Annotated in this window: 20 protein-coding genes; 9 read left to right on the forward strand and 11 right to left on the reverse strand. The window is 71.1% G+C overall.

Going from position 1 to position 20,540, the window contains the following annotated elements; translation table 11 throughout:
* Window positions 1–91 precede the first annotated feature (91 nt).
* From ACIQRW_RS32860 to ACIQRW_RS32885, 6 genes are all read right to left on the reverse strand, one after another.
* Window positions 92–526 (reverse strand): protein-tyrosine phosphatase family protein, encoded by a 435-nt coding sequence (locus tag ACIQRW_RS32860; RefSeq protein ID WP_403767439.1) that lies wholly within the window; start codon window positions 524–526, stop codon window positions 92–94.
* A gap of 61 nt (window positions 527–587) precedes the next feature.
* Window positions 588–857: an HPr family phosphocarrier protein gene (locus tag ACIQRW_RS32865; RefSeq protein ID WP_403767442.1), complete on the reverse strand. Its 270-nt coding sequence runs from the start codon at window positions 855–857 to the stop codon at window positions 588–590.
* A gap of 49 nt (window positions 858–906) precedes the next feature.
* The gene (locus ACIQRW_RS32870) at window positions 907–2,940 is read right to left on the reverse strand and encodes a fructose-specific PTS transporter subunit EIIC (protein ID WP_403767445.1); all 2,034 of its coding nucleotides are present in this window, start codon (window positions 2,938–2,940) and stop codon (window positions 907–909) included.
* A gap of 141 nt (window positions 2,941–3,081) precedes the next feature.
* Window positions 3,082–4,029 carry a 1-phosphofructokinase gene (pfkB, locus tag ACIQRW_RS32875; RefSeq protein ID WP_403767448.1) on the reverse strand — a complete coding sequence of 316 codons (948 nt, stop codon included), beginning with the start codon at window positions 4,027–4,029 and terminating at the stop codon, window positions 3,082–3,084.
* Window positions 4,026–4,787, reverse strand: a complete 762-nt coding sequence (locus ACIQRW_RS32880) for a DeoR/GlpR family DNA-binding transcription regulator (RefSeq protein WP_403767715.1) — start codon at window positions 4,785–4,787, stop codon at window positions 4,026–4,028. The genes pfkB and ACIQRW_RS32880 overlap by 4 nt, the downstream gene beginning before the upstream one ends.
* A 185-nt stretch (window positions 4,788–4,972) precedes the next feature.
* Entirely contained in the window at window positions 4,973–5,221 is a 249-nt protein-coding gene (locus ACIQRW_RS32885) for a DUF6296 family protein (protein WP_403767718.1), read from the reverse strand.
* A gap of 197 nt (window positions 5,222–5,418) precedes the next feature.
* Here ACIQRW_RS32885 and ACIQRW_RS32890 point away from each other — a divergent pair, with 197 nt between their 5' ends.
* The gene (locus ACIQRW_RS32890) at window positions 5,419–6,234 is read left to right on the forward strand and encodes a PepSY domain-containing protein (RefSeq protein WP_403767450.1); all 816 of its coding nucleotides are present in this window, start codon (window positions 5,419–5,421) and stop codon (window positions 6,232–6,234) included.
* 278 nt (window positions 6,235–6,512) lie between these two features.
* Here ACIQRW_RS32890 and ACIQRW_RS32895 read toward each other — a convergent pair whose 3' ends face one another.
* From ACIQRW_RS32895 to ACIQRW_RS32905, 3 genes are all read right to left on the reverse strand, one after another.
* Window positions 6,513–7,817, reverse strand: coding sequence for a serine hydrolase domain-containing protein (locus ACIQRW_RS32895; RefSeq protein WP_403767452.1), 1,305 nt, complete (start codon window positions 7,815–7,817; stop codon window positions 6,513–6,515).
* A gap of 120 nt (window positions 7,818–7,937) precedes the next feature.
* On the reverse strand, window positions 7,938–8,441 hold the full coding sequence (locus ACIQRW_RS32900; RefSeq protein WP_361870193.1) for a GNAT family N-acetyltransferase: 504 nt from the start codon (window positions 8,439–8,441) through the stop codon (window positions 7,938–7,940).
* A gap of 81 nt (window positions 8,442–8,522) precedes the next feature.
* Entirely contained in the window at window positions 8,523–10,556 is a 2,034-nt protein-coding gene (locus ACIQRW_RS32905; RefSeq protein ID WP_403767720.1) for an ATP-binding protein, read from the reverse strand.
* 243 nt (window positions 10,557–10,799) lie between these two features.
* On the opposite strand from ACIQRW_RS32905, the gene ACIQRW_RS32910 reads away from it, so the two are divergent.
* The 8 genes from ACIQRW_RS32910 (at window position 10,800) to ACIQRW_RS32945 (ending at window position 18,484) form a co-directional block, all read left to right on the forward strand.
* A complete protein-coding gene (locus tag ACIQRW_RS32910; RefSeq protein ID WP_403767455.1) occupies window positions 10,800–11,510 on the forward strand; it encodes an alpha/beta fold hydrolase in 711 nt (236 codons plus the stop codon).
* The gene (locus ACIQRW_RS32915; RefSeq protein ID WP_403767458.1) at window positions 11,507–11,722 is read left to right on the forward strand and encodes a hypothetical protein; all 216 of its coding nucleotides are present in this window, start codon (window positions 11,507–11,509) and stop codon (window positions 11,720–11,722) included. The genes ACIQRW_RS32910 and ACIQRW_RS32915 overlap by 4 nt, the downstream gene beginning before the upstream one ends.
* 103 nt (window positions 11,723–11,825) lie before the next feature.
* Complete coding sequence (locus ACIQRW_RS32920) at window positions 11,826–12,365, forward strand: DUF6630 family protein (RefSeq protein WP_403767461.1); 540 nt, start codon at window positions 11,826–11,828, stop codon at window positions 12,363–12,365.
* Between the two features lie 173 nt (window positions 12,366–12,538).
* On the forward strand, window positions 12,539–12,694 hold the full coding sequence (locus ACIQRW_RS32925; RefSeq protein WP_403767464.1) for a hypothetical protein: 156 nt from the start codon (window positions 12,539–12,541) through the stop codon (window positions 12,692–12,694).
* A gap of 722 nt (window positions 12,695–13,416) precedes the next feature.
* Complete coding sequence (locus tag ACIQRW_RS32930; protein WP_403767467.1) at window positions 13,417–14,748, forward strand: ABC transporter substrate-binding protein; 1,332 nt, start codon at window positions 13,417–13,419, stop codon at window positions 14,746–14,748.
* An 83-nt stretch (window positions 14,749–14,831) separates the two neighbouring features.
* On the forward strand, window positions 14,832–15,767 hold the full coding sequence (locus ACIQRW_RS32935) for a carbohydrate ABC transporter permease (protein ID WP_403767470.1): 936 nt from the start codon (window positions 14,832–14,834) through the stop codon (window positions 15,765–15,767).
* Between the two features lie 133 nt (window positions 15,768–15,900).
* Entirely contained in the window at window positions 15,901–16,761 is an 861-nt protein-coding gene (locus ACIQRW_RS32940) for a carbohydrate ABC transporter permease (RefSeq protein WP_403767722.1), read from the forward strand.
* 118 nt (window positions 16,762–16,879) lie between these two features.
* The gene (locus ACIQRW_RS32945) at window positions 16,880–18,484 is read left to right on the forward strand and encodes an alpha-amylase family glycosyl hydrolase (RefSeq protein WP_403767473.1); all 1,605 of its coding nucleotides are present in this window, start codon (window positions 16,880–16,882) and stop codon (window positions 18,482–18,484) included.
* Window positions 18,485–18,858: 374 nt separating this feature from the next.
* On the opposite strand, the gene ACIQRW_RS32950 is transcribed toward ACIQRW_RS32945, so the two are convergent.
* Window positions 18,859–19,665 carry an ABC transporter permease gene (locus ACIQRW_RS32950; protein ID WP_403767476.1) on the reverse strand — a complete coding sequence of 269 codons (807 nt, stop codon included), beginning with the start codon at window positions 19,663–19,665 and terminating at the stop codon, window positions 18,859–18,861.
* Between the two features lie 43 nt (window positions 19,666–19,708).
* A complete protein-coding gene (locus ACIQRW_RS32955; protein WP_403767479.1) occupies window positions 19,709–20,530 on the reverse strand; it encodes an ABC transporter permease in 822 nt (273 codons plus the stop codon).
* Window positions 20,531–20,540: the final 10 nt, after the last annotated feature.

Genomic DNA, 20,540 nt, shown 5'->3' on the forward strand with positions numbered 1-20,540 from the left:
AGTACGAGGGCCTGGGGCCGGCACGCCGAGAGCGCGCACCTGACGCCGCGCGGCCGCCCTGCGGGCGACGACGGGAATTGTCAGACAGGCCCTAGCGCTGCGCGAAATTCCGTACGTAACGGCGCTGCCAGGGCGTCTCCACCGCCCGCGGGTGATAGCCGTCGCGCACGAACGCCACCGCCTCGTCGGCGGGGACCCCGTCCAGGACGGCCAGGCAGGCCAGCGCCGTGCCGGTGCGGCCCATCCCGCCGCCGCACGCCATCTCGACCCGCATCCCGGCGGACCGGTCCCACACCTCGTGGAGGAGTTCCCGTGCCGTCGCGCGGTCCGCCGGGAGCCGGAAGTCCGGCCACCGCAGCCACCGGGACTCCCAGGCGACCGGGGGCGGGGTACGCCCGAGGAGGTATACGGCGAAGTCCGGTTCGGGGCCTGCCGGCAAGGGCTTGCGCAGTCCCCGGCCGCGTACGAGCCGCCCCGAGGGAAGGGCCAGGACGGCCGGGTCGGCGGCGTTCCACGTCTCGATCACGTGTCCCAATCTAACGGCCCGGCCGTCGCCGGTGGTACGTATCGCACCGGTCGGCCGGAGGTCAGGTGGCGTCGAGATCCCGCGCGAGGAGTGCGGCCAGCTCCTCGACCGCCGCCCGCGCCCCGTCGCCCTCGGCGCTGAGCACCACGCTCTCCCCGTGCGGGGCGGCCAGGGCCAGCACCGCGAGCATGCTGCGGGCATCGACCGGGTCGCGGCCCTCACGGGCGATGGTCACCTTGACCGGCTGACGGGCGGCGGCCTTGACGAACAGCGACGCCGGACGGGCGTGGAGTCCACTGCGGGAGGCTATGGCGACCGTCTGCTGATGCATGGATCACTCCTCGGGAAGGGATGTATGGGAGGGGGCGTGTGCGCGGGGTTCAGGCGGCGACGGTGACCCGGGAGTCCTCGGGGCCCGCGTCCCCGGCCGCCTCCGGCGCCGTCCTGCGGGCGCCCTTGAGCAGGACGACGAGCGCGGTCGCCACCAGCGTCCCGGCGGCGATGGCGAGCAGGTAGAGGAACGGCTCGCCGATCAGGGGGACGACGAAGACGCCGCCGTGCGGAGCGCGCAGGGTCGCGCCGAAGGCCATCGACAGGGCGCCGGTGACCGCGCCGCCCGCCATCACCGACGGAATGACGCGCAGCGGATCGGCGGCGGCGAACGGGATCGCGCCCTCCGTAATGAACGAGGCGCCCAGCACCCAGGCCGCCCGGCCGTTCTCCCGCTCGGTCTTCGTGAACAGCCTCTTGCGCACGGTGGTGGCCAGTGCCATCGCCAGCGGCGGCACCATCCCGGCCGCCATGACCGCGGCCATCACCTTGAGGCTGCCCGGCGTCGGGTCGGCGAGACCGCCGACCGCGAAGGCGTACGCCACCTTGTTCAGCGGGCCACCCATGTCGAAGCACATCATCAGCCCGAGGACGACGCCGAGGATCACCGCGTTGGAGCCCGACAGTCCGTTCAGCCAGTCCGTGAGCGCGTTCTGCAGTGAGGCGATGGGCTTGCCGACCACGATGAACATCAGGAACCCCACGGTCGCCGACGCGATCAGGGGGATCACCAGGACCGGCATGATGCCGCGCAGGGTCGCGTGGACCGGGACCCGCTGGATGGCCATCACCACCGCACCGGCCAGCAGACCGGCGACCAGACCGCCGAGGAATCCGGCGTTCACCGTGAGCGCGATGGCCCCGCCGACGAACCCGGGCACCAGCGCCGGCCGGTCCGCCATCCCGTACGCGATGTACCCGGCCAGCACCGGGACCAGGAACCCGAAGGCCGCCGAGCCGATCTGGTTGAGCAGCGCGGCCCAGCTGTCCGCCTCGCCCCAGACGAAGTGGTCGGCGACCGACTTGGCGCTTGCTATCTCGTAGCCGCCGATGGCGAACGACAAAGCGATCAGAAGACCGCCCGCCGCGACGAACGGCACCATGTAGCTCACGCCGGACATCAGATACGTACGGAGCCGGACGCCGAAGTGCGCGTGATCCGCAGCGGACCCGGCCCCGTCCCCGTCCAGATCTCCGTTCCCGGAGCCGGCCGCCCTGCCGGGTTCGGGCGCGGCGGCGATCTCCCCGCGTTCCGCCTTGCGGCGGGCCTCGGCGATCAGCTCGGCGGGCCGGTTGATACCCGCCTTGACCCCGACGTCGACCAGCGGCTTGCCGCGGAAGCGGGACTTCTCCCGGACCTCCACGTCGTGCGCCCAGATCACGGCATCCGCCGCCGCGACGACGGCGGGGTCCAGCTTCTTGAAGCCGGCCGAACCCTGGGTCTCCACGGTCACCTCGACCCCCTCGGCGCGGCCCGCCGCGGCCAGGGACTCGGCCGCCATGTAGGTGTGGGCGATGCCGGTGGGGCAGGAGGTGACGGCGACGATCCGGAAGGGGGCGCTCCCGGCGGCTACTGCGGCTACTGCGGCTTCCGTCGCCGTCTCTGTCTTCGCCTGTTGCTGCTCCTGGCTCTCCTCCTGCGGCTCCTCGCCCCGGATCAGCGCGGCCACCGCCCGCGGATCCGTTCCGGCGCGCAGGGCGGCGGTGAACTCCGCGTCCATCAGCCTGCGGGCCAGGCCCGACAGGATGGTGAGGTGGTCGTCGTCGGCCCCGGCGGGGGCCGCGATGAGGAAGACCAGATCGGCTGGACCGTCGGCCGCCCCGAAGTCGATGCCCGCCCCGCTGCGCCCGAAGGCCAGCGTCGGGGCGCTCACATGTTCGCTGCGGCAGTGCGGGATGCCGATGCCGCCGTCGAGGCCGGTCGGCATCTGCGCCTCGCGGGCGGCGACGTCGGCCAGGAAGCCTTCGAGATCGGTGACGCGGTGCGCGGCCACCATGCGCTCGGCGAGCGACCTCGCGGCGGCGTCCTTCGTCGTGGCGGACAGATCGAGGTCGACCAGTTCCGCGGTGATCAGCTCACTCATCGCGGTGCTCCTTGCTCGGGGACCGCCGTGCGGCGGCTCGGGGGGACGGGGCGGCGGGCTCGTACGGGTGGGGTCCGTACGGGAGTTGCGGGAATCGCGGCGGCGATGGCGGTACGGGGGTAGGTGATGGCCGTGCGTGGGTCATGGGGCGGGCTCCGTCAGCGCGCGGTCCAGCGGCACGTCGGAGGTCGTCACGACCGACGGCAGATCGAGGTCGGCCGGGGTGGGCATGAGGCTTCCGGCCAACTGCACGGCCGCGGCACCGTGGGCGACGGCCGAGGTGAGAGCTTCCCGGCCCTGCCCGCCCGCTGCCAGGAAGCCGGCGAGAGAGGCGTCCCCGGCGCCGACATTGCTGCGCACGGCGGCGACCGGCGCGGTGGCGAAGTACGCGCCCGACGCCTCGGCCAGCAACTGTCCGTCGGCGCCCAGACTCGCCAGCACCGACCTGGCCCCGCGCTCCCGCAGTTCCTCGGCGGCCTTCAGCGCGTCGCCCACCGTGGCGAGCGGCCGGCCGACGGCCTCGGCGAGCTCCTGGGCATTGGGCTTGATCACGTCGGGCTCCCGGTCCAGGGCGGCGGTCAGCGCCGCTCCGGAGGTGTCCAGCGCGATCCGCGCGCCGGCCCGGTGGCTCCGCTCGACCAGCTCCGCGTACCACTGCGGCGGCAGTCCGCGCGGCAGGCTCCCGCAGCAGGCGACCCAGTCGGCGGCGGCAGAGTGGACCCGTACTGCTTCCAGGACGGCCTCCGCCTCGGCATGACTCAGCTCGGGGCCGGCCGCGTTGACCTTGGTGAGGGTGCCGTCGGGTTCGACGAGCGTGACGTTGATCCGGGTGTTCCCGGCGATGGGTACGCCGACCGCCTCGATGCCCAGGTCGCCGAGCAGCCGGTTGAGCAGGGCGCCCTCCGGGCCGCCCAGCGGGGCGACGGCGAGGGTGCGGTGTCCGGCCGCCGCGACCGCGCGGGAGACGTTGACTCCCTTCCCGCCCGGATCGACGCGGTCCGCCGTGGCACGCAGTACGGTGCCGCGGGTCAGCCCGGGCAGCTCGTAGGTGCGGTCCAGGCTGGGGTTGGGGGTGACGGTGAGGATCATGCGCGTACTACTTCCGTGCCCCGGCTCTCGATGGAGCGGGCGTCGTCGGGGCTGAGGCCCGTGTCGGTGATGAGCAGGTCCACATCGGTGAGATCGCCGAAGCGGGCGAAGTGCTCCTGCCCGAACTTGCCGGAGTCGGCGAGCAGGACGACCCGGCGGGCCGCCTTGATCACGGCCCGCTTCACCGCGGCCTCGGCGAGGTCGGGCGTGGTCAGGCCGCTGTCGGGGGAGAAGCCGTTGGTGGCGAGGAAGACCACGTCGGCGTTGATCTCGGCGTACGAACCCAGCGCCCAGGCGTCGACCGCCGCGCGGGTGCGGTGCCGGACCCGGCCGCCCACCAGATGCAGCGCGATGCCGGGGTGGTCGGCGAGACGGGCGGCCACCGGCAGGGCATGCGTCACCACGGTCAGCGTCGCGTCGACCGGTACGGCGGCGGCGAGCCGTGCGGTCGTCGTCCCGGCGTCCACGATCACATTGCCGTCGGCGGGCAGTTCGGCGAGGGCGGCCTGGGCGATGCGGTCCTTCTCGTCGGCGGCGACGACGTCGCGTTCGGCGAGGTCGGGCTCGAAGTCGAGCCGCCCGACGGGGATCGCCCCACCGTGCACCCGGCGCAGCAGCCCCGCCCGGTCCAGGGTCTTGAGGTCGCGCCGGACGGTCTCGGCAGTCACCTGGAACTCCTCGGCCAGGGACAGCACGTCGACCCGCCCGCTCTCCTGGGCGAGGCGGAGGATCTCCTGCTGACGCTCCGGTGCGTACATGTGGTTTCGTTTCCGTTTCATGCCCGAGTCTGTGGTTTCGCGCTCAGGTTACGTCCGAGGTGCGGGAATGTAAACACAATCGGGCGAAGGGCGGGCATGAACGGAAGGGCGAGCTCGCGTGCGGGCATGCGCGCACAGCAGGGCGGGGCGCACCGTGCGTGGTGCGCCCCGCCCCGCGGGTTCGGTCACGGCGTTCGGGGTGTGTCCTCGCTCAGGGGGCGGGCCAGCAGGGGAGTGCCGGGGACCTGGTGGCCGCCGCTGGCCAGCATGCGGACCTCGCCCCGGTCGCTGATCTCGGCGCGTACGATCCCCGTCTCGTCCTCGTACACCGGGAATCCGCCGGCCCCCAGCCGGTCGGTGAGCCGCACGCGGACCACGTCGTCCGCGGCTCCGGACAGCTGGAAGATGAGCTCGTAACGCTCGGTGTGCACCATGTGATCCATGACGGCCTCCGGGCCGGGCGCGGAGAATACGGCCCTGCCGCCATTGTTTCGCACCCCGGCGTCCACCGCCCGGGGAGCGACGGCCAACGGGCGGACCCGTCCGGTCGATCGGGTGACTCCCCGGTTGGACAACATGACCGATGGCCCGGAGGGCTAGGCATGCGTGCATGAGACTTGAGCCTCGACGAATGAACAGTGCCTCCTCCCGTTCCCGCACCCTCAAGACGGTCGGCGCCCTCGGCATGGCCGCCGCCACGGCCGTTCTGATGACCGGATGCGGTCAGAGCTCGGACAGCGCGACGAGCGCGGCCACCTCCGAAGCCGCGAAGGTCCTCCCGCAGAAGCAGACGACGTCGCCCTCGGCCAGTGCCCAGCTGACCGAGGACCAGCAGGAGCGCAAGAAGGTGCTCGACGCCACGAAGGTCACCTTCGACGACGCCGCCACCACCGCCGCCGGCGAGGTGGCCGGCGGCAAGCTGGTCGACCTGGACCTGGAGGGTGTGGACGACGACGACAACGACCAGAGCCCCAGCCCGACGGGATCCGGCAGCCCCACGGGTTCCGCCAGTCCGACCGGTTCGGCCAGCCCGACCGGCTCCGCGAGCCCGAGCGGAACCGGCACGTCCAGCCCGAGCGCGAGCCCGGGCTCCGAGGGCCCGGTCTGGGTCGCGGAGGTCGCGGAGAAGGACGGCACGGTCCACACCGTCCGGATCAACGCGGTCGACGGCAAGGTGATCGAGGCCCGTGTCGACGCTGATCAGGACGCGGACGACAAGAAGCAGACGGCCGACCGGCTCGCCCAGGCCACCCAGACCCCGCAGCAGGCCGCCAAGGTCGCCACCGACAAGAAGAAGGGGACGGTCACCTCCGTCGGCCTCGACGACAACGAGGGCAACAGTGTCGTCTGGCAGGTCGACGTGGTCGGCTCGGACTGGAAGAAGACGACCTTCGACGTGGACGCCAAGAACGACACCATCGTCCGCGAGGAGACCGACAACGACTGACCGCCGCCCCGCCCGACCCGCGAAGGGGTACGCCGGACGCCCGGCGTACCCCTTCCCGCCTTCTAGGGCGTGTTTCGAAAGTCCCGCCTGCTCGGCGACGCCTGGCACTTCCCCAAGCTCTCGGCTTCGCTCGAGCAGGGGAGACCCCATCCCTCGCCGCGTTGTCGGGATCACCCCGATACATCCAGTATCGGGGCGACCCTCCGCCTTGCGATCGCACGCACCAGACGCCGCCGAGCCCGCCCTCCGGGCGGACGGCGCTACTTTCGAAACACGCCCTAGTACGCTCCGCCAGGCTTCCGGCGGTCGAGCAGCCGGCAGACGAAGTCTTCCTGGAGCTCGCGTAGCCTGGCCAGCAGCCGGGGGTTCGTCGAGCTGTTCACCTGGGAGGTGAGGGAGACGGTCAGCGACCGCTTGCCGTCCTTGGTCCCCGCGGCGAACTGCGTGTAGCCGGGGAAGTTGCCGGTGTGGCCGTACACGGTGCCGCAGCGCGTCGTGTACGAGAACACCGCGAGACCGGCCCTGTTGCGCCCCGGGCCGGCCGGTTCGGAGCTGCCTTCCACGAAGGACAGCTGCTGCCGTCGGACCTCGGGGCCGAGGCCCAGCCCCCCGGCGTAGCCGCGGATGAAGGCTCCCAGATCCCGGGGTGTGGAGACGATGCCGCCCGACGCCCACACGCCCGACGCGCCGAGCACCGTGCTGACGTCCTCGGGTGCGTCCGGCGGGTCCACCGCGTAGCCGTGCAGATAGGGCTCGGGCAGCCGGTAGCCCTGCGGGAGGCTGGTGTCGCGCAGGCCGAGCGGCCGGTACACGAGCTCGGCGAGGAGCTTCTCGTACCGCTGTCCCGTAGCCGCCTCGGCCATCAGCGCCACGGCGATGTTGTCGGAGTTGGAGTAGTGGTACGCCGAGCCCGGCCGGAACCGCAGGGGGTCCCCGGCGACGTAGTCCAGCAGCCGACGGGAGTCGAAGCGCCGACGGGGGTCGGCCGTCAGCTCGGCGATGAAGGCCGGGGCCTCGGTGTAGTCGGGCAGCCCGCTGGTGTGGTTCAGGAGCTGGCGCAGCGTCACCCGGTGCCAGGCGGCGGGGAGCCGGGGCAACCGTCGACCGAGGGTGTCGTCCAGGCCGAGCGCGCCCCGCTCGGCCAGCTGCAGGGCGACCGAGCCGCTGAAGGCCTTCGCCGTGCTGGCGATCCGCATGTGGTCGGTGGTCCTGGGCGGACGCCCGGTGCCGAGCTGCGACGTACCCGCCCGGTACACCTCGCTCCGGCCGCCCGCCGTGAGGACGGCGATGGCGCCGGGCGGCCCTCCCGGAGTGTCCACGAGCGCCTGGAGCCCCCGCCGCAGCTCGGGGTCGACCGGCCCGTGCGGGCCGTCGCCCCCGTCCCCACCCGCATGGGCCGGGCCGGACATCAGCCCGGCGAGCGATGCGGCCGCCAGGGCCGCGACGACGGCTCTTCGCCGCCGGGACCGACTACGGGGGCGGGGGAGCGGGGCGTCAGGACGAGAACGTACGGGCACGGGGGCCTCCTGAAGGCGATGGGAGTCGGGCGGAGCGGTGGCGTCCGCTCCCGCGAGCCCCAGCATCGGGCGGCCGGACGGGGCTTGCCCCCGAGGTGGACCATCCGGCCGATCCCCGCCACACCGCCGGCACCGCGCATCGGTCACCCGACCGCTCCCCGCCCCCGTCTCCTTCAGCCGTGCCGCTCAGTGGGCCGGGGGAGCGCCCCCGCTCAGGTCCAGGACGTACCGCCGCCCGGGACGGTCGCCGAACATGACGTCCTCCAGCGGCTCGAACCCTGAGCGCGCCAGCACCGCGCGCGATCCCGTGTTGTCCAGCGTCGTCTCCGCCCGCAGCGCGGTGAGGCCGTACTCCCGGACCGCCAGGACGCAGACCTGCTGGACCGCCCAGGTGGCCAGCCCCCGCCCCGCGGCCTTCTCCGCTATTCGATAGCCCAGCTCGGCCGAACCCTCCCGCACCTCGACGAGGTTGATCCGGCCCAGGACGCCGCCGTCGTCGTCCTCGATGACGTGGAAGTGGAGCAGCCCCGCGTCCTGCTCGGCGAGCAGCTCACGGTGCCGTTCGGCGAACGCGGCGAAGTAGTCGTCGCCCCGGTCGGGAATGGACGCGGCGAAGTAGGCCCGGTTCTCGCGCTCGAAGGCGAGCAGAGCCTCGGCGTGATCGGGACGGAGCCTGTTGATGGACGTCATACGGGGATGCTAAGTGGTGTCCCGTCGGGGTGTTCGGTGTCCAGCGGCCGCATCCGGTGCCCGGCGTCCGGGCGGCTCGGGCTATCCGGGATGTCCGCGCTCCAGCGCGTGGGCCAGGCCGCGTTCGGCGTCGTCGGCCGAGGCGCGCCGGTAGGCCCGCTCGTACGCCGAGTCGCCCGCGGCCTGCCGGGCCCGGAGCTCCCACTGCTCGCGGATCGCCCCGAGCTCCGGGGTGCCCCGGTGCGGGTGGCCGAGCATGCGCCAGTACGCGTGTCCGGTACCGGAGGCACGGGCCGCGGCCACTCCGTTCCCCTGCGCGGCGATGGATCCGGCGAGCAGATCGAGGCCGAGCGCTATGCCGAGGCTGTCGTGGAGCTCGTGCTTGCTGGCGAGCATCGCGCGCGCGTGGCTCTCGGCATGACGGGGGCGGCCCTGGAGTAGGTGGATGAGGGCGAGTTGGTGATCGGCGTACGCCCGTGCCCAGTGCTCGCCGAACCGCAGGCTGATCCGCTGGAGCCGCATGGCCTCCTCGTACGCCTCGTCGAGCCGGCCGAGCGCGGACAGGGCGAACAGGCGTATCACCCGGCAACGCAGCTGCGAGGGGGCGTCGGCGGGGTCGCCGTCGTGGTGGCTCAGCGCGCGGTCACTGACGGCGTACGCGGTGAGCGGCCGGCCCATCATCAGATACGTGAAGCTCATGGAGTGGGCCGCGAGCAGCACCGCCTCCGGGTCCTCGTCGCGGTGTGCGGCCTGCCGGCACTCCTCGCCGGTGCGGCGGGCCGCCTCGTGGTCGCCCTGCAGGGTCAGCGTGATGCCCAGGGCCCACAGCGCCCGGGTGCGGTGAGGACCGGCGGAGAGCGGCAGGGCCAGCACCCGCTCCAGATACGTACGGGCCTGGTGCAGATGGCCGCAGCAGCTCCAGAAGAGGCCCGCGCACCCGGCCATCTCCATCGCCATCTCAGGATCCTCGGCCAGCAGATGGTCCAGGGCCGCGCACAGGTCCGCGTGGGTGTCGGCGATCCGGTGGTACCAGAGGACCTGCGACGGCCCGAGCCAGCCCGCGTACGCCTGGACGGCGACATGGGCGAAGTGCCGGGCGTGCCGGTCCGCGAGGAGCGCGTCCTCCGCCAGCTCGGCCAGCCACATCGCCCCGTACTCACGCAGCGTGTCCAGCATGCGGTAGCCGTCGCCCGTCCGCCGGAGCACGGACTGGTCGGCCAGACGTTCCAGGGCCGGGGCGATGGCCCCGGCGTCCAGCGGCCCGCCCGCGCACACCGCCTCTGCGTCCGGCGTGGTGATGACGCCGCGGAAGACGGAGAGCCTCGCCCACAACAGCCGCTCCAGAGGTGCGCAGAGCTCGTGGCTCCAGCCGATGGTGGTGCGCAGGGCCCGGTGGCGGCGGGGCCAGACGGTGTCGTCGGTGAGCTCCTCCATCCGGGAGGCCAGCCGTCCGGTGATCTCCTGCGCGCTGCTCTCGCGGAGCTGGGCGCAGGCAAGTTCGACGGCGAGCGGTATGCCGTCGAGCCGACGGCAGATCTCGGCGACGGCGGCCGCGCTCCCGGGGTCGTCGAGGGAGAGGGCCGGGGCGACGGCGGCCGCGCGCTCGTGGAAGAGCCGGACGGCCTCGTCACCGTCGTCGCCCGCGGAGAGCGGGGGCACCTCGACGCACTTCTCGTCCGCCGCGCCCAACGGCTCCCTGCTGGTGGTCAGGACCGTCAGCCCCGGGGCCGAGGCGAGCAGTTCGGTCACGAGCTGCCCGCAGGGGCCGACGATCCGCTCGCAGCAGTCGAGAACGAGGAGCAGCCGCCGACCGGACAGCCATTCACCGAGCGCGGCCACGGGCCGGCGGGGGCTGTGGTCCAGAAGTCCGACGCCGTCGCAGACCGTGGTGGCGAGCAGTTGCTCGTCGTGCAGATGGGAGAGGTCGGCCCACCAGACGCCGTCGGCGTAGCGGTCCCGGGCACGCTCGGCGGTGCGCAGGGCGAGCCGGCTCTTGCCGACCCCGCCGGGGCCGGTGAGCGTGACCAGCCGATGCTCTCGAAGTGCCCGTTCGACGCTGACCAGTTCGTTGTCGCGTCCGACGAAGCTGGTCGTCACGACGGGGAGGTTGCCCATCACGGGGACATCCTGCCTCGCCGCGGCCCACCGCCTCCGTTCATAGCGAAAAGCAGTCAGAAACGGCCGACAACACATCCTGTTCGATCGGTAAGTGGCCCAGATCGAAAGGGGTGGTGTGCCTGCGCTCCGACGCCCCGTTCCGGTGCTGCGAAGACAGCGAAGCGCCGACGGCTGACGGAACGGCGGCTGACGGAACGGCGGCCGGGAGGCTCTGTCGTACCCCTGCGCTACGTTGCTGGCATGACGCAATTCGTACTGGTGGCAGGGGCCTGGCTCGGCTCGTGGGCGTGGCGCGACGTGGAGCCCGGCCTGCGCGCGGCCGGTCACGGGGTCCACCCGCTGACCCTTTCGGGCCTCGCGGACAGACAGGAAACGGCGGCCGGGCAGTCGACCCACGTCCAGGACATCGTCGACGCGGTCGAGCGTCTGGACCTGCGTGACGTGGTGCTGGTCGGCCACAGCTACGCGGGCATTCCGGTCGGGCAGGCCGCCGAGCGGATCGGCGACCGGCTCGCCCGCGTCGTGTTCGTCGACTCCAACGTACCGGCCGACGGCGAGTCCTTCGTCTCCGGCTGGCCGGACGGCCGGGCCGGCGTCGAGGCCGCCATCGCCGCCAACGGGGGCTTCTGGCCGCCGCCGGCCGCCGCCGACTGCGCGGACCAGGGCCTCACCGAGGAACAGCTCGCCCGGTTCCTCGACGGCTCGACACCCCACCCCGGCGCCACGCTCACCGATCCCGCCGTTCTGGCCCGCCCCCTGGGCCTGCTGCCCGCGACGTACATCAAGTGCCTGCTGGACTGGCCCGAGCCGAGCCCCGAGGTGGCCGAGCTCCTGGCGGGCGAGCGGTGGCGGCTGGTCACGATGGACACTGGCCACTGGCCGATGTTCTCGCAGCCGGCCGAGCTCGCCCGCATTCTGCTGGCCGCCGCGGGAACGGACACCCGACGATGACGGCCGCACCCCGCCCCGAGCGGCGCTCCCCGGACGAGGCGGCCACGGAGCACCCGGAGATCACCTACATCGGGTGCGCGCGCTGCGGCACCCTGATCGCGGGTCTCGACGGGCGGTACGCCTGTTCGGGCTGCGGCTGGGTCAACGAGTGGACCGAGGGCCACCGGCCCCTGCCGGAGGCCCGGCGGCGGCGCTCGGCGGACACGGCGTAGAGCACGTCCCAGCCCCCTGGAGCACGTGCCGGCCCCGCGCCCCGCCTCCCGTCCCACCCCGCGCCTTCCGGCGCTCTCTCACCCCTTTTGAGGAGTGCACGACATGCCCGACCCGCACGACGCCGACGCGATCCGCACGGCCCTGGCCGGGATCGCCTCACTGCTCGCCCCCGCGCACCCGGCCGTGGCCGAGGAGGCGCTGCGTGCCCACGACAGCCCGCACGCGTACGTGAGCGCCTTCGGGGACCGTCTGGCGGGGCGAGGGATCGACGAGCCGGTGGACAACCTCGCCTGGATCGCGCTCATCGACGCGCTCGACGCACACGGTCTGCTCGCGGAGTTCGACTGGAAGGAGGACGCGCAGGAGATCCGGGCCCGGCTGCGGAAGCTGGAATCGAGGCCCTCGGTGGATCCGTGGGTGCTCTTCGAGGCCGAGGAGACGCTCCTGCCGACCGAGAAGTTCCTGCACGCCTGCGGCCGCCGTTACCGGGAGATCGGCGCGGCGCTGGCCGTCCTCGACATCGAGTCCGACTGCTATCCGGTGGTGGGCCTGCGGGCGGCCCGTGCCGACGAGCTGACCTTGCTCGCCGCCCGCGCGGGCTTTCCCGTGCGGCACCTCGGCGCCGGCCGTCGCAGGCGATGACGGAGCCGTTGCCCGCGCCCTTCGGCGACGGGGCGATGCGCTGTTCCAGCAGGTGCGGCGGGGTCCCCGCGCCGGAATGGAATCGCGACCGCCGCCGCCCAGCACGTACACTCGCCCCCGCCTCCGCCGACCGGCAGGGGCTTTTCGCACCAGACCGCCGGGGAAAGAACCGTATGAGTTTCGCAGACAGCACCGAAGCACCGATCTACGCCGGCCTCGTGGAGGAGCACGGCGACGTGCCCGCCGAGGTACGCAGAGTGGCCGAGGAGGTCCTGCGCGAGGCCGACCGCGCCATCGACTTCGGCACGGTGCGGCCGGCCGCCCGCTAGCGCCACTGTGGCGGGCGAGCCGGAACCCGGGTCGCAGCCGCCCCGAGGCGGACACGCCCATCGCGGGACGATAAACGTCCTGCAACTATTGCCATGTTCTTGCGTACGTGACGCGATGGCTTGCTGAAGAGCCTTCGTCAGCGGAAGCGGGTGAGGCCGCGGTAGGCCGGGCGTCCGACAGCGCGCCCGAGGTCACCGCGGCCCCCTGGGCCATCCGTCGCATTCGCCCCGGCGGCCGTGCTCCGGTGAGCGGTCCACGCAGCTGCGTGGAGAGCGCTCCCAGTCGGCCGCCGAGGGTGGCCCCCTTCTGTGCTCTGTCCGCGGTTCCGTCGGTCGCCGGAAGCCCCCGACAGGGCAAGAACTGTTAGTAATTTACAGCAACATCAAGGATAGTTGCGCGTACGTGCCGGTAAATGCACTCGGTCTGCCCGTTCGGCCCGAGGCCCGCCAGGACGCCGTCTCCGGCTGATCTCGGGTCTGCGGGCGTGCCGGTCGCGCTCGCGAGGCAGGAACCTGCCCATCTTCCCCCGCCAGGCCTGAAACGCGCCAGGGGTGTCTGGAATCCGGCCGGGCGCAGCTCTTGCTGGCTCAGCAGGGCCAGAAGGGCGTGATGCAGTCGTAATCTTGCAAATTTGGATCGGAATATTGCGTACCTCTGCTTGCCGTTCTATCGTGACGCTCCGATCAAGGCAGTGCTTGGGCGTCACCCCAGAGGAGCCGTAATGAAGTCCCGCAATCTTGCGATCTTCCTGACCACAGGTCTCGTCATGAGCCTCGCTGCCTGCGGCGGCGACTCGGAGCCCGATGCGGCAGGAGGCGTATCCATCACCGTGGCGTGTCAGCCACCGAAGACCGCACCGAAGCAGCGTGAGGCGTGGAACGACGACGTCGCCGCGTTCGAGAAGGCGCATCCGGGTGTCAAGGTCAAGAGCACCGACCAGCAGCCGTGCTTCGACCCCAAGACCTTTGCGGCGAAGCTGGCCGGCGGGCAGATGGAGACGGTGTTCATGGTGCCGGTCACCAACTACGCCGACGTGATCTCCAAGAAGCAGGCGAAGGACATCACGAACGTCACCGAGCTCGTGAAGAACTACGGCGACATCAAGCAGGACGTCAAGGACATGGTCACCAAGGACGGCAAGAGCTACGGCGTCCCCAACGTGAGCTACAGCGTCGGCCTGGTCTACAACCGCAAGCTGTTCAAGGACGCCGGTCTCGACCCCGACACCCCGCCGAAGACGTGGGACGAGGTCAGGGCGGCGGCGAAGAAGATCGCCGCCCTCGGCGACGGCTACGTCGGTTACGGCGAGTACGGCGGCGGCAACGTCGGCGGCTGGCACTTCGCGCAGTCCATCTTCAGCCGTGGCGGAGAGATGACCGTCGACGGCAGGGCCGCGTTCAACAGCCCGGAGGGCAAGGCCGTGCTGCAGACGCTGCACGACATGCGCTGGAAGGACGACAGCGTCGGCAAGAAGGTGCTGATCGGCTGGGAGACGCTGATGCAGCAGATGGCCGCCGGCAAGACGGGCATGATGCTCGGAGCCCCGGACGTCGTCACCGACGTGGTCCAGAAGTTCCAGGGGAAGAAGGACGACTACGGCATCACCGGCATCCCCGAGGGGTCGGCGTCGCTGACCGGCGGCGAGGCCTACATGGTCAATCCGAAGGCGAACGCCGCCGAGACCGAGGCGGCCATGCAGTGGATCGACTTCCAGTTCAACACCCCGGGCAAGGGCCGGCACGACTACGCCCGCGGCAAGGCCAACGGCGAGGCCGTCGGCGTGCCCAACAACGACTACATGGGTGACTCCCCGACCGGTCAGAGAATCGCGGACGACCGGGAGGCGAACGCCGTCCTGCCGGTCGAGTACTACGAGCCCTACGTGAACACCTCCAAGGGCGTCGAGCTCAAGCTGGAGCCGGCGAAGGCCCAGGAGCTCTACGCGGTGCTCGACGTGCCCATGTCCGCGGTCCTCACCCGGGAGAACGCGGACATAGACAAGCTGCTCAAGGACGCCGAGTCCAAGGCCAACGGAATTCTGGCCAGGGGCTGACGGCAACTGTCCCGGGTGCCGCCCAGGAGGGGAGGGCGGCACCCGAGCAGGGTCGGCGGGAGAGGCGGGAACGGGAGATCACCATGGAAACACTCACCATCGAACCGAAGCGGCCGTCGAAGCCGCGTCGCAGGCCTGCGACGAAGCGGAAACGGAAAGTTCAGGCCAACATCACCGCGTACGGCTTCCTGTGTGCCGCGCTGTTCTGCTTCGCCATGTTCGCCTGGTGGCCGATCATCAGGCAGGTCGTCCTCTCCTTCCAGGAGACCAACCTCGTCGACGAGCCCACCTGGGTGGGCCTGGACAACTTCCGCACGGTGGTGGACGACCCGGCCTTCGGACAGGCCTGGAAGAACACCATCGTCTTCACCCTGCTCGCCCTGGTCTGCGGTTATGTGATCCCCTTCGCGGTGGCGATCGTGCTCAACGAACTGCGGCACGCCCGCGGCTACTTGCGCTTCGTGGTCTATCTGCCGGTGATGCTGCCGCCGATCGTCTCGGTGCTGCTCTTCCGCTGGTTCTACGATCCCGGACCGGGCCTCTTCAACCAGATCCTGGACTTCGCCGGGCTGCCGGCCCTGTCCTGGCTCGACTCGTCGAGCACCGCACTGATCTCCCTCGTGATCGTCTCCACCTGGATGAACATGGGGTCCGGCGTCCTGATCTACCTCGCCGCCCTGCAGAACATCCCCGGCGATCTGTACGAGGCCGCGGAGCTGGACGGAGCCGGGATCTTCCAGCGGATCCGGAACGTCACCGTCCCACAGACCCGCCTGATCCTGCTCCTGATGCTGATGCTGCAGATCGTCGCCACGATGCAGGTGTTCATCGAGCCGTACATGCTCACCGGCGGCGGACCGGAGAACGCGACGGTCACCGTCGCGTACCTCATGTACCAGTACGCCTTCGTGTACGGCGGCAACTACGGGGCCGGCAGCGCGCTCGGCCTGATGCTCATGCTCGTTCTCCTGGCGGTCGCCGCGGTGCAGCTCCGGCTGACCCGTGACGAGAAGAGGTAGTCCCGTGGCCAACACAGTCCACACAGCAGCCCACTCCGGTACGACGGGAGAGACCCGGAAGGTGACACCGCCGCCGACCCCCGGCAGACCCGAGCGGCGCCGCGCCGCCTGGGCCGACGGTCACGCCCGGACCATCGTCTCGCCCCTGGAGCTCAAGACCCGCTGGGGCAGCCGCATTTACTGGGCGGTCCTCGTGGCCATCCTGCTCGTCTTCACCCTGGTCTTCGTCTTTCCGCTGTACTGGATGGTCACCGGGGCGATGAAGTCGGGCGAGGAGATAGCCCAGATGCCGCCCACGCTCTGGCCCGAGAACCCCGACTTCTCGGTGTTCTCGGACGCCTGGGAGCTCTTCGACATCGGGCTGCTCCTGAAGAACACCCTCTTCTACGCGGTCGGCGCCTGGCTCTTCGCCCTCGCCGTCGATGTCACCGCCGCCTACGCGCTGTCCAAGCTGCGCCCGATGTTCGGCAATGTGATCCTCGGTGCGATGCTGGCCACCTTGATGATCCCGCCGATCGTCGTGATGATTCCGGCCTACATCACGGTCACCGATGTGCCGATCTTCGGCTGGCAACTGCTCAACACGCCCTGGGCGATCTGGTTCCCGGTGGCCGCCAACGGCTTCAACATCTTCCTGCTCAAACGGTTCTTCGACTCGATACCCGATGAGATCCTCGAAGCGGCCGAGATCGACGGCGTACCCCCGTGGCGAGTCCTGGTCTCGATCATCCTGCCGATCTCGCGGCCCATCCTCGGTGTGGTCTCCATCTTCACCGTCGTCCTGGTCTTCAAGGACTTCGTCTGGCCGCTGCTCGTCCTGCCGGACAGCGAGAAGATGACGATCAGCGTGGGGCTTTCGCAGACCGCGGGAGCCGTCACACAGAACCAGATCATGGCGGGTCTGGTGATCGCGAGCATCCCGATGATCATCGTGTTCTTCTTCTTCCAGCGAAGCATCATGGCAGGCCTGACCGCCGGGAGTCTCAAGGGCTGATCCGCACCCCGCACCGCCTTTTCGCTCCACCATCGACATGCTCTCCGCCGCCGGTCACTTCATCCATGCCCCGCTGCGACCGGCGGCGGAGTCCCCACCTGCCCGAAAGGACCCTGACGTGGCAGCCGTGCCCCCCTCCCGAACCGATACATGGTGGCGAGACGCCGTCATCTACCAGATCTACCCCCGCAGCTTCGCGGACGGGGACGGCGACGGCACCGGGGACCTCGCGGGGGTCCGCGCGAATCTGCCGTATCTCGCCGCACTCGGCGTGGACGCCGTCTGGTTCACCCCGTGGTATGCGTCGCCGCTCGTCGACGGCGGGTACGACGTGGCCGACTACCGCACCATCGACCCGGCCTTCGGCACCCTGGAGGAGGCCGAGAAGCTGATCGTGGAAGCCGCCGAGTGCGGTATCAGGGCCATCGTCGACATCGTCCCCAACCACATCTCCGACCAGCACGTCTGGTTCCGGGCCGCCCTCGAAGCCGGCCCCGGCAGCCCGGAGCGCGAGCTCTTCCACTTCCGTCCGGGGCGCGGCGAGAACGGTGAACTCCCCCCGAACAACTGGCCCTCCCAGTTCTCCGGCGACACCTGGACCCGGGTCCCCGACGGCGAGTGGTATCTGCACCTGTTCGCCCCCGAACAGCCCGACCTCAACTGGTCCCACCCCACCGTCCGTCGCGAACACGAGGACGTCCTGCGGTTCTGGTTCGAGCGCGGCGTCGCCGGCGTCCGTATCGACTCCGCGGCCCTGCTCACCAAACACCCCGACCTGCCGGACTTCACCGAGGGCGTCGACCCGCACCCGTACCTCGACCAGGACGAGATCCACGACATCTACCGCTCCTGGCGGGTGATAGCCGACGAGTACAACGCCGTGTTCGTCGGCGAGGTCTGGCTCCCCGACTCCGAGCGCTTCGCCCGCTATCTGCGCCCCGACGAACTGCACACCGCCTTCAACTTCAACTTCCTCGCCTGCCCCTGGGACCCCGAGCGCCTGCGCCGTGCCATCGACGACACCCTCGCCGAGCACGCCCCCGTCCAGGCCCCGGCCACCTGGGTCCTGTGCAACCACGACGTGACCCGCACGGTCACCCGCTACGGCCGAGCGGACACCGCCTTCGACTTCGCCACGAAGACCTTCGGCACCCCCGCCGACCTGGAGCTCGGGACCCGCCGCGCCCGCGCCGCAGCGCTGCTGACGCTCGCCCTGCCCGGCTCGGTCTACCTCTACCAGGGGGAGGAGTTGGGCCTGCCCGAGGCGGACATCCCCCTCGACCGCATCGAGGACCCGATGCACTTCCGCTCCGGCGGCACCGACCCCGGCCGCGACGGCTGCCGCGTCCCGCTGCCCTGGGCGGCGGCCGAACCGTACGGCGGCTTCGGCTCCACCACCGAGCCCTGGCTGCCCCAGCCCGCCGACTGGCCGTCGTACGCCGTCGACCGGCAGGACGCCGACCCCGCCTCGATGCTCAGCCTGTACCGCGCGTCCCTGCGGCTGCGCCGCGAGACCTCGGGCTTCGGCGACGGCCCGATGAGCTGGCTGCCCGCCGAGGACGGTGTGCTCGCCTTCGCCCGTACCGACGGCCTGGTGTGCGTGGTGAACCTACGCGGCAGCAGCGTCGAACTGCCCGTGCACGAAGAGATGTTGCTGGCGAGTGGGCCGTTGGAGGCCGATGGCCGGCTGCCGTCCGACACGGCGGTGTGGCTGCGGCGCTGACCACAAGCGTTGGTACGGGAGGGGGCGGCACGGATTGAATTCCGGGCCGCCCCCGACCGCGTACCAGGCACTCCCGCGAGGGAAACCGGAGCACCCCGGCACCACGGCACCCGCCACGCAGGGGGACAGGCGCGAGCCCGCGCCGTCGCGCTGAGAGAGCCGGGAGAAGTGGGCAGGACGCACGGCGATTGGCCAGGCCGGCGTCCCCGCGGACGATCGCATCGAGGACATCAGCGGGGGCGAGCTGTTTCCCGGCGGCGAGCCCGCCGACGACAGCGGGCCGGAGCGCGATCCGCCGGTCAGGACGGTGGCGGCCATCCGCTGCATCTCGCGGTTGGCCGCCACCGTCCTGACCGGCTTTTCTGCCCGCGCACTCAGCTGCGCAGCGTCCGGTCCAGCCGGCGGAAGGCGAGCGCGAGGGCGAGACCGCCCAGCACGAGCAGATAGACGACCGGGATCAGCAGCCCGGTGTCGAAGTGGCCCAGCGAGGGCTGCCGGATCAGCTCGATGCTCTGGTAGAGGGGCAGGCACTGAACCAGCAGCTGGACCGGCCGGGGGTACACGTCCAGCGGGTAGAAAGTGGTGGCGAACAGGAACATCGGCAGCATGGCCAACTGGATGTACTGGAAGTCCTGCCAGTCCCGCAGATAGGTCACCACCGCCAGGCCCAGCGCCGCGAAGGCGAAGCCGACCAGCAGTGCGCCTGGTATCACCAAGAGCACCAGCGGACTGTGCACCAGGCCGAAGACGGTCACGGCGATGAGGAAACCGGCCGTCACCAGGGCACCGCGCAGCAGCGCCCAGCACACCTCGCCCAGCGCCACGCTGCGCACCGTCATCGGCGTCGTCAGGATCGACTCGTACGTATGGTTCGTCTTGAGCTTGTTGAACAGGTTGAACGTCGTCTCGTTCATCGCGCCGTTCATCGCAGTGGTGGCGAGCAGCGCCGGAGCGACGAACTCCGCGTAAGGAACATCGGAGTCGGCGAGCCCCGGCACGTTGCCGACCAACCCGCCGATGCCGACGCCGAAGGCGAGAAGGTAGAGCACCGGCTCGAAGATCTCGGCCACCAGGAGCAGCCAGGTATGCCGGTAGATCATGAGGTTCCGCTCGACCATCGCCAGGGCGCCCCCGGGCCGCAGGGCCGGGGCGGGGCGAGCGGAGACATGCGGTCCTAGCACGGCCGACATGAAATCCCTGCCTTTCAGGGGTGGGTGCTGACGGTCAGGAGTGCAGGTGCCGCCGGTAGGTGCGCCGCCCGGCCAGCAGGCCGACGGCGGTCAGCACCGCCAGGTAGCCGACGTGGACGACGGTGCCGACTCCGGTGCCGGTGCCGAGCGCTGCCGTACGACACAGCTCGACCCCGTGCCAGAGCGGTGTCACCTGGACCACCCACTGGAGCCAGCCGGGCAGTTGCGCGAGAGGGAAGAACGTGCCGGAGAACATGAACATCGGCATCACACCGAACCGCAGCACCGCGAGCACCGTGGACTGACGCCGAGCGGTCACCGCCCAGGCGGCGGACGGCGCGGCGAACGCGGCCCCGACCAGCAGCGTCGCGAGCACCACCAGAGGGGCCCGCGACGCGTCGACGGCGCCGAAGGCCACCGCCACCGCTGTGAAGGCCGCGGCGGAGAGCGCCACCTTGAAGAGATTGAACAGCAGGTGACCGTGGAAGATGTCGACCGGCGACACGGGTGTGGCGCTCGCCGCCCAGTAGTGCCCCTTGGACTGCACCGACTGGTGGACGGGGTGGGCCGAGTCGATGTAGGCGGTCTGCATGGCCGAGGCGGCCAGCAGACCGGGAGTGAGGAAGGCCAGGTATGACAGGCCGTGCAGGGCGGCACTGTTGTTGTGGTTGACGAGGGTGCCGAGTCCCGCGCCGATACCGGTCAGGAACAGCAGCGGGTTGGCCACGTTCAGCACCACTGTGCCCCGCCAGGTGCGGCGGTAGCGGTGCAGCCAGTAGGCGCACTCACGCAGGGCGGGCGGGACGGTGCGGGCACGGCCGGGTGGGACGAGAGGGCGGGACGCATGCGTGGTCATCGGGAACTCT

Source organism: Streptomyces sp. NPDC091287 (assembly GCF_044768525.1).
Taxonomy (GTDB): domain Bacteria; phylum Actinomycetota; class Actinomycetes; order Streptomycetales; family Streptomycetaceae; genus Streptomyces.

Coding starts and splice junctions, on each gene's coding strand:
- ACIQRW_RS32905 (WP_403767720.1), bottom strand. CDS start 10,556: ATGGGCAACCTCCCCGTCGTGACGACCAGCTTCGTCGGACGCGACAAC.
- ACIQRW_RS32890 (WP_403767450.1), top strand. CDS start 5,419: ATGAACAGTGCCTCCTCCCGTTCCCGCACCCTCAAGACGGTCGGCGCC.
- ACIQRW_RS32915 (WP_403767458.1), top strand. CDS start 11,507: ATGACGGCCGCACCCCGCCCCGAGCGGCGCTCCCCGGACGAGGCGGCC.
- ACIQRW_RS32900 (WP_361870193.1), bottom strand. CDS start 8,441: ATGACGTCCATCAACAGGCTCCGTCCCGATCACGCCGAGGCTCTGCTC.
- ACIQRW_RS32935 (WP_403767470.1), top strand. CDS start 14,832: ATGGAAACACTCACCATCGAACCGAAGCGGCCGTCGAAGCCGCGTCGC.
- ACIQRW_RS32895 (WP_403767452.1), bottom strand. CDS start 7,817: ATGCTGGGGCTCGCGGGAGCGGACGCCACCGCTCCGCCCGACTCCCAT.
- ACIQRW_RS32925 (WP_403767464.1), top strand. CDS start 12,539: ATGAGTTTCGCAGACAGCACCGAAGCACCGATCTACGCCGGCCTCGTG.
- pfkB (WP_403767448.1), bottom strand. CDS start 4,029: ATGATCCTCACCGTCACCCCCAACCCCAGCCTGGACCGCACCTACGAG.
- ACIQRW_RS32910 (WP_403767455.1), top strand. CDS start 10,800: ATGACGCAATTCGTACTGGTGGCAGGGGCCTGGCTCGGCTCGTGGGCG.
- ACIQRW_RS32955 (WP_403767479.1), bottom strand. CDS start 20,530: ATGACCACGCATGCGTCCCGCCCTCTCGTCCCACCCGGCCGTGCCCGC.
- ACIQRW_RS32870 (WP_403767445.1), bottom strand. CDS start 2,940: ATGAGTGAGCTGATCACCGCGGAACTGGTCGACCTCGATCTGTCCGCC.
- ACIQRW_RS32865 (WP_403767442.1), bottom strand. CDS start 857: ATGCATCAGCAGACGGTCGCCATAGCCTCCCGCAGTGGACTCCACGCC.
- ACIQRW_RS32920 (WP_403767461.1), top strand. CDS start 11,826: ATGCCCGACCCGCACGACGCCGACGCGATCCGCACGGCCCTGGCCGGG.
- ACIQRW_RS32885 (WP_403767718.1), bottom strand. CDS start 5,221: ATGGTGCACACCGAGCGTTACGAGCTCATCTTCCAGCTGTCCGGAGCC.
- ACIQRW_RS32880 (WP_403767715.1), bottom strand. CDS start 4,787: ATGTACGCACCGGAGCGTCAGCAGGAGATCCTCCGCCTCGCCCAGGAG.
- ACIQRW_RS32930 (WP_403767467.1), top strand. CDS start 13,417: ATGAAGTCCCGCAATCTTGCGATCTTCCTGACCACAGGTCTCGTCATG.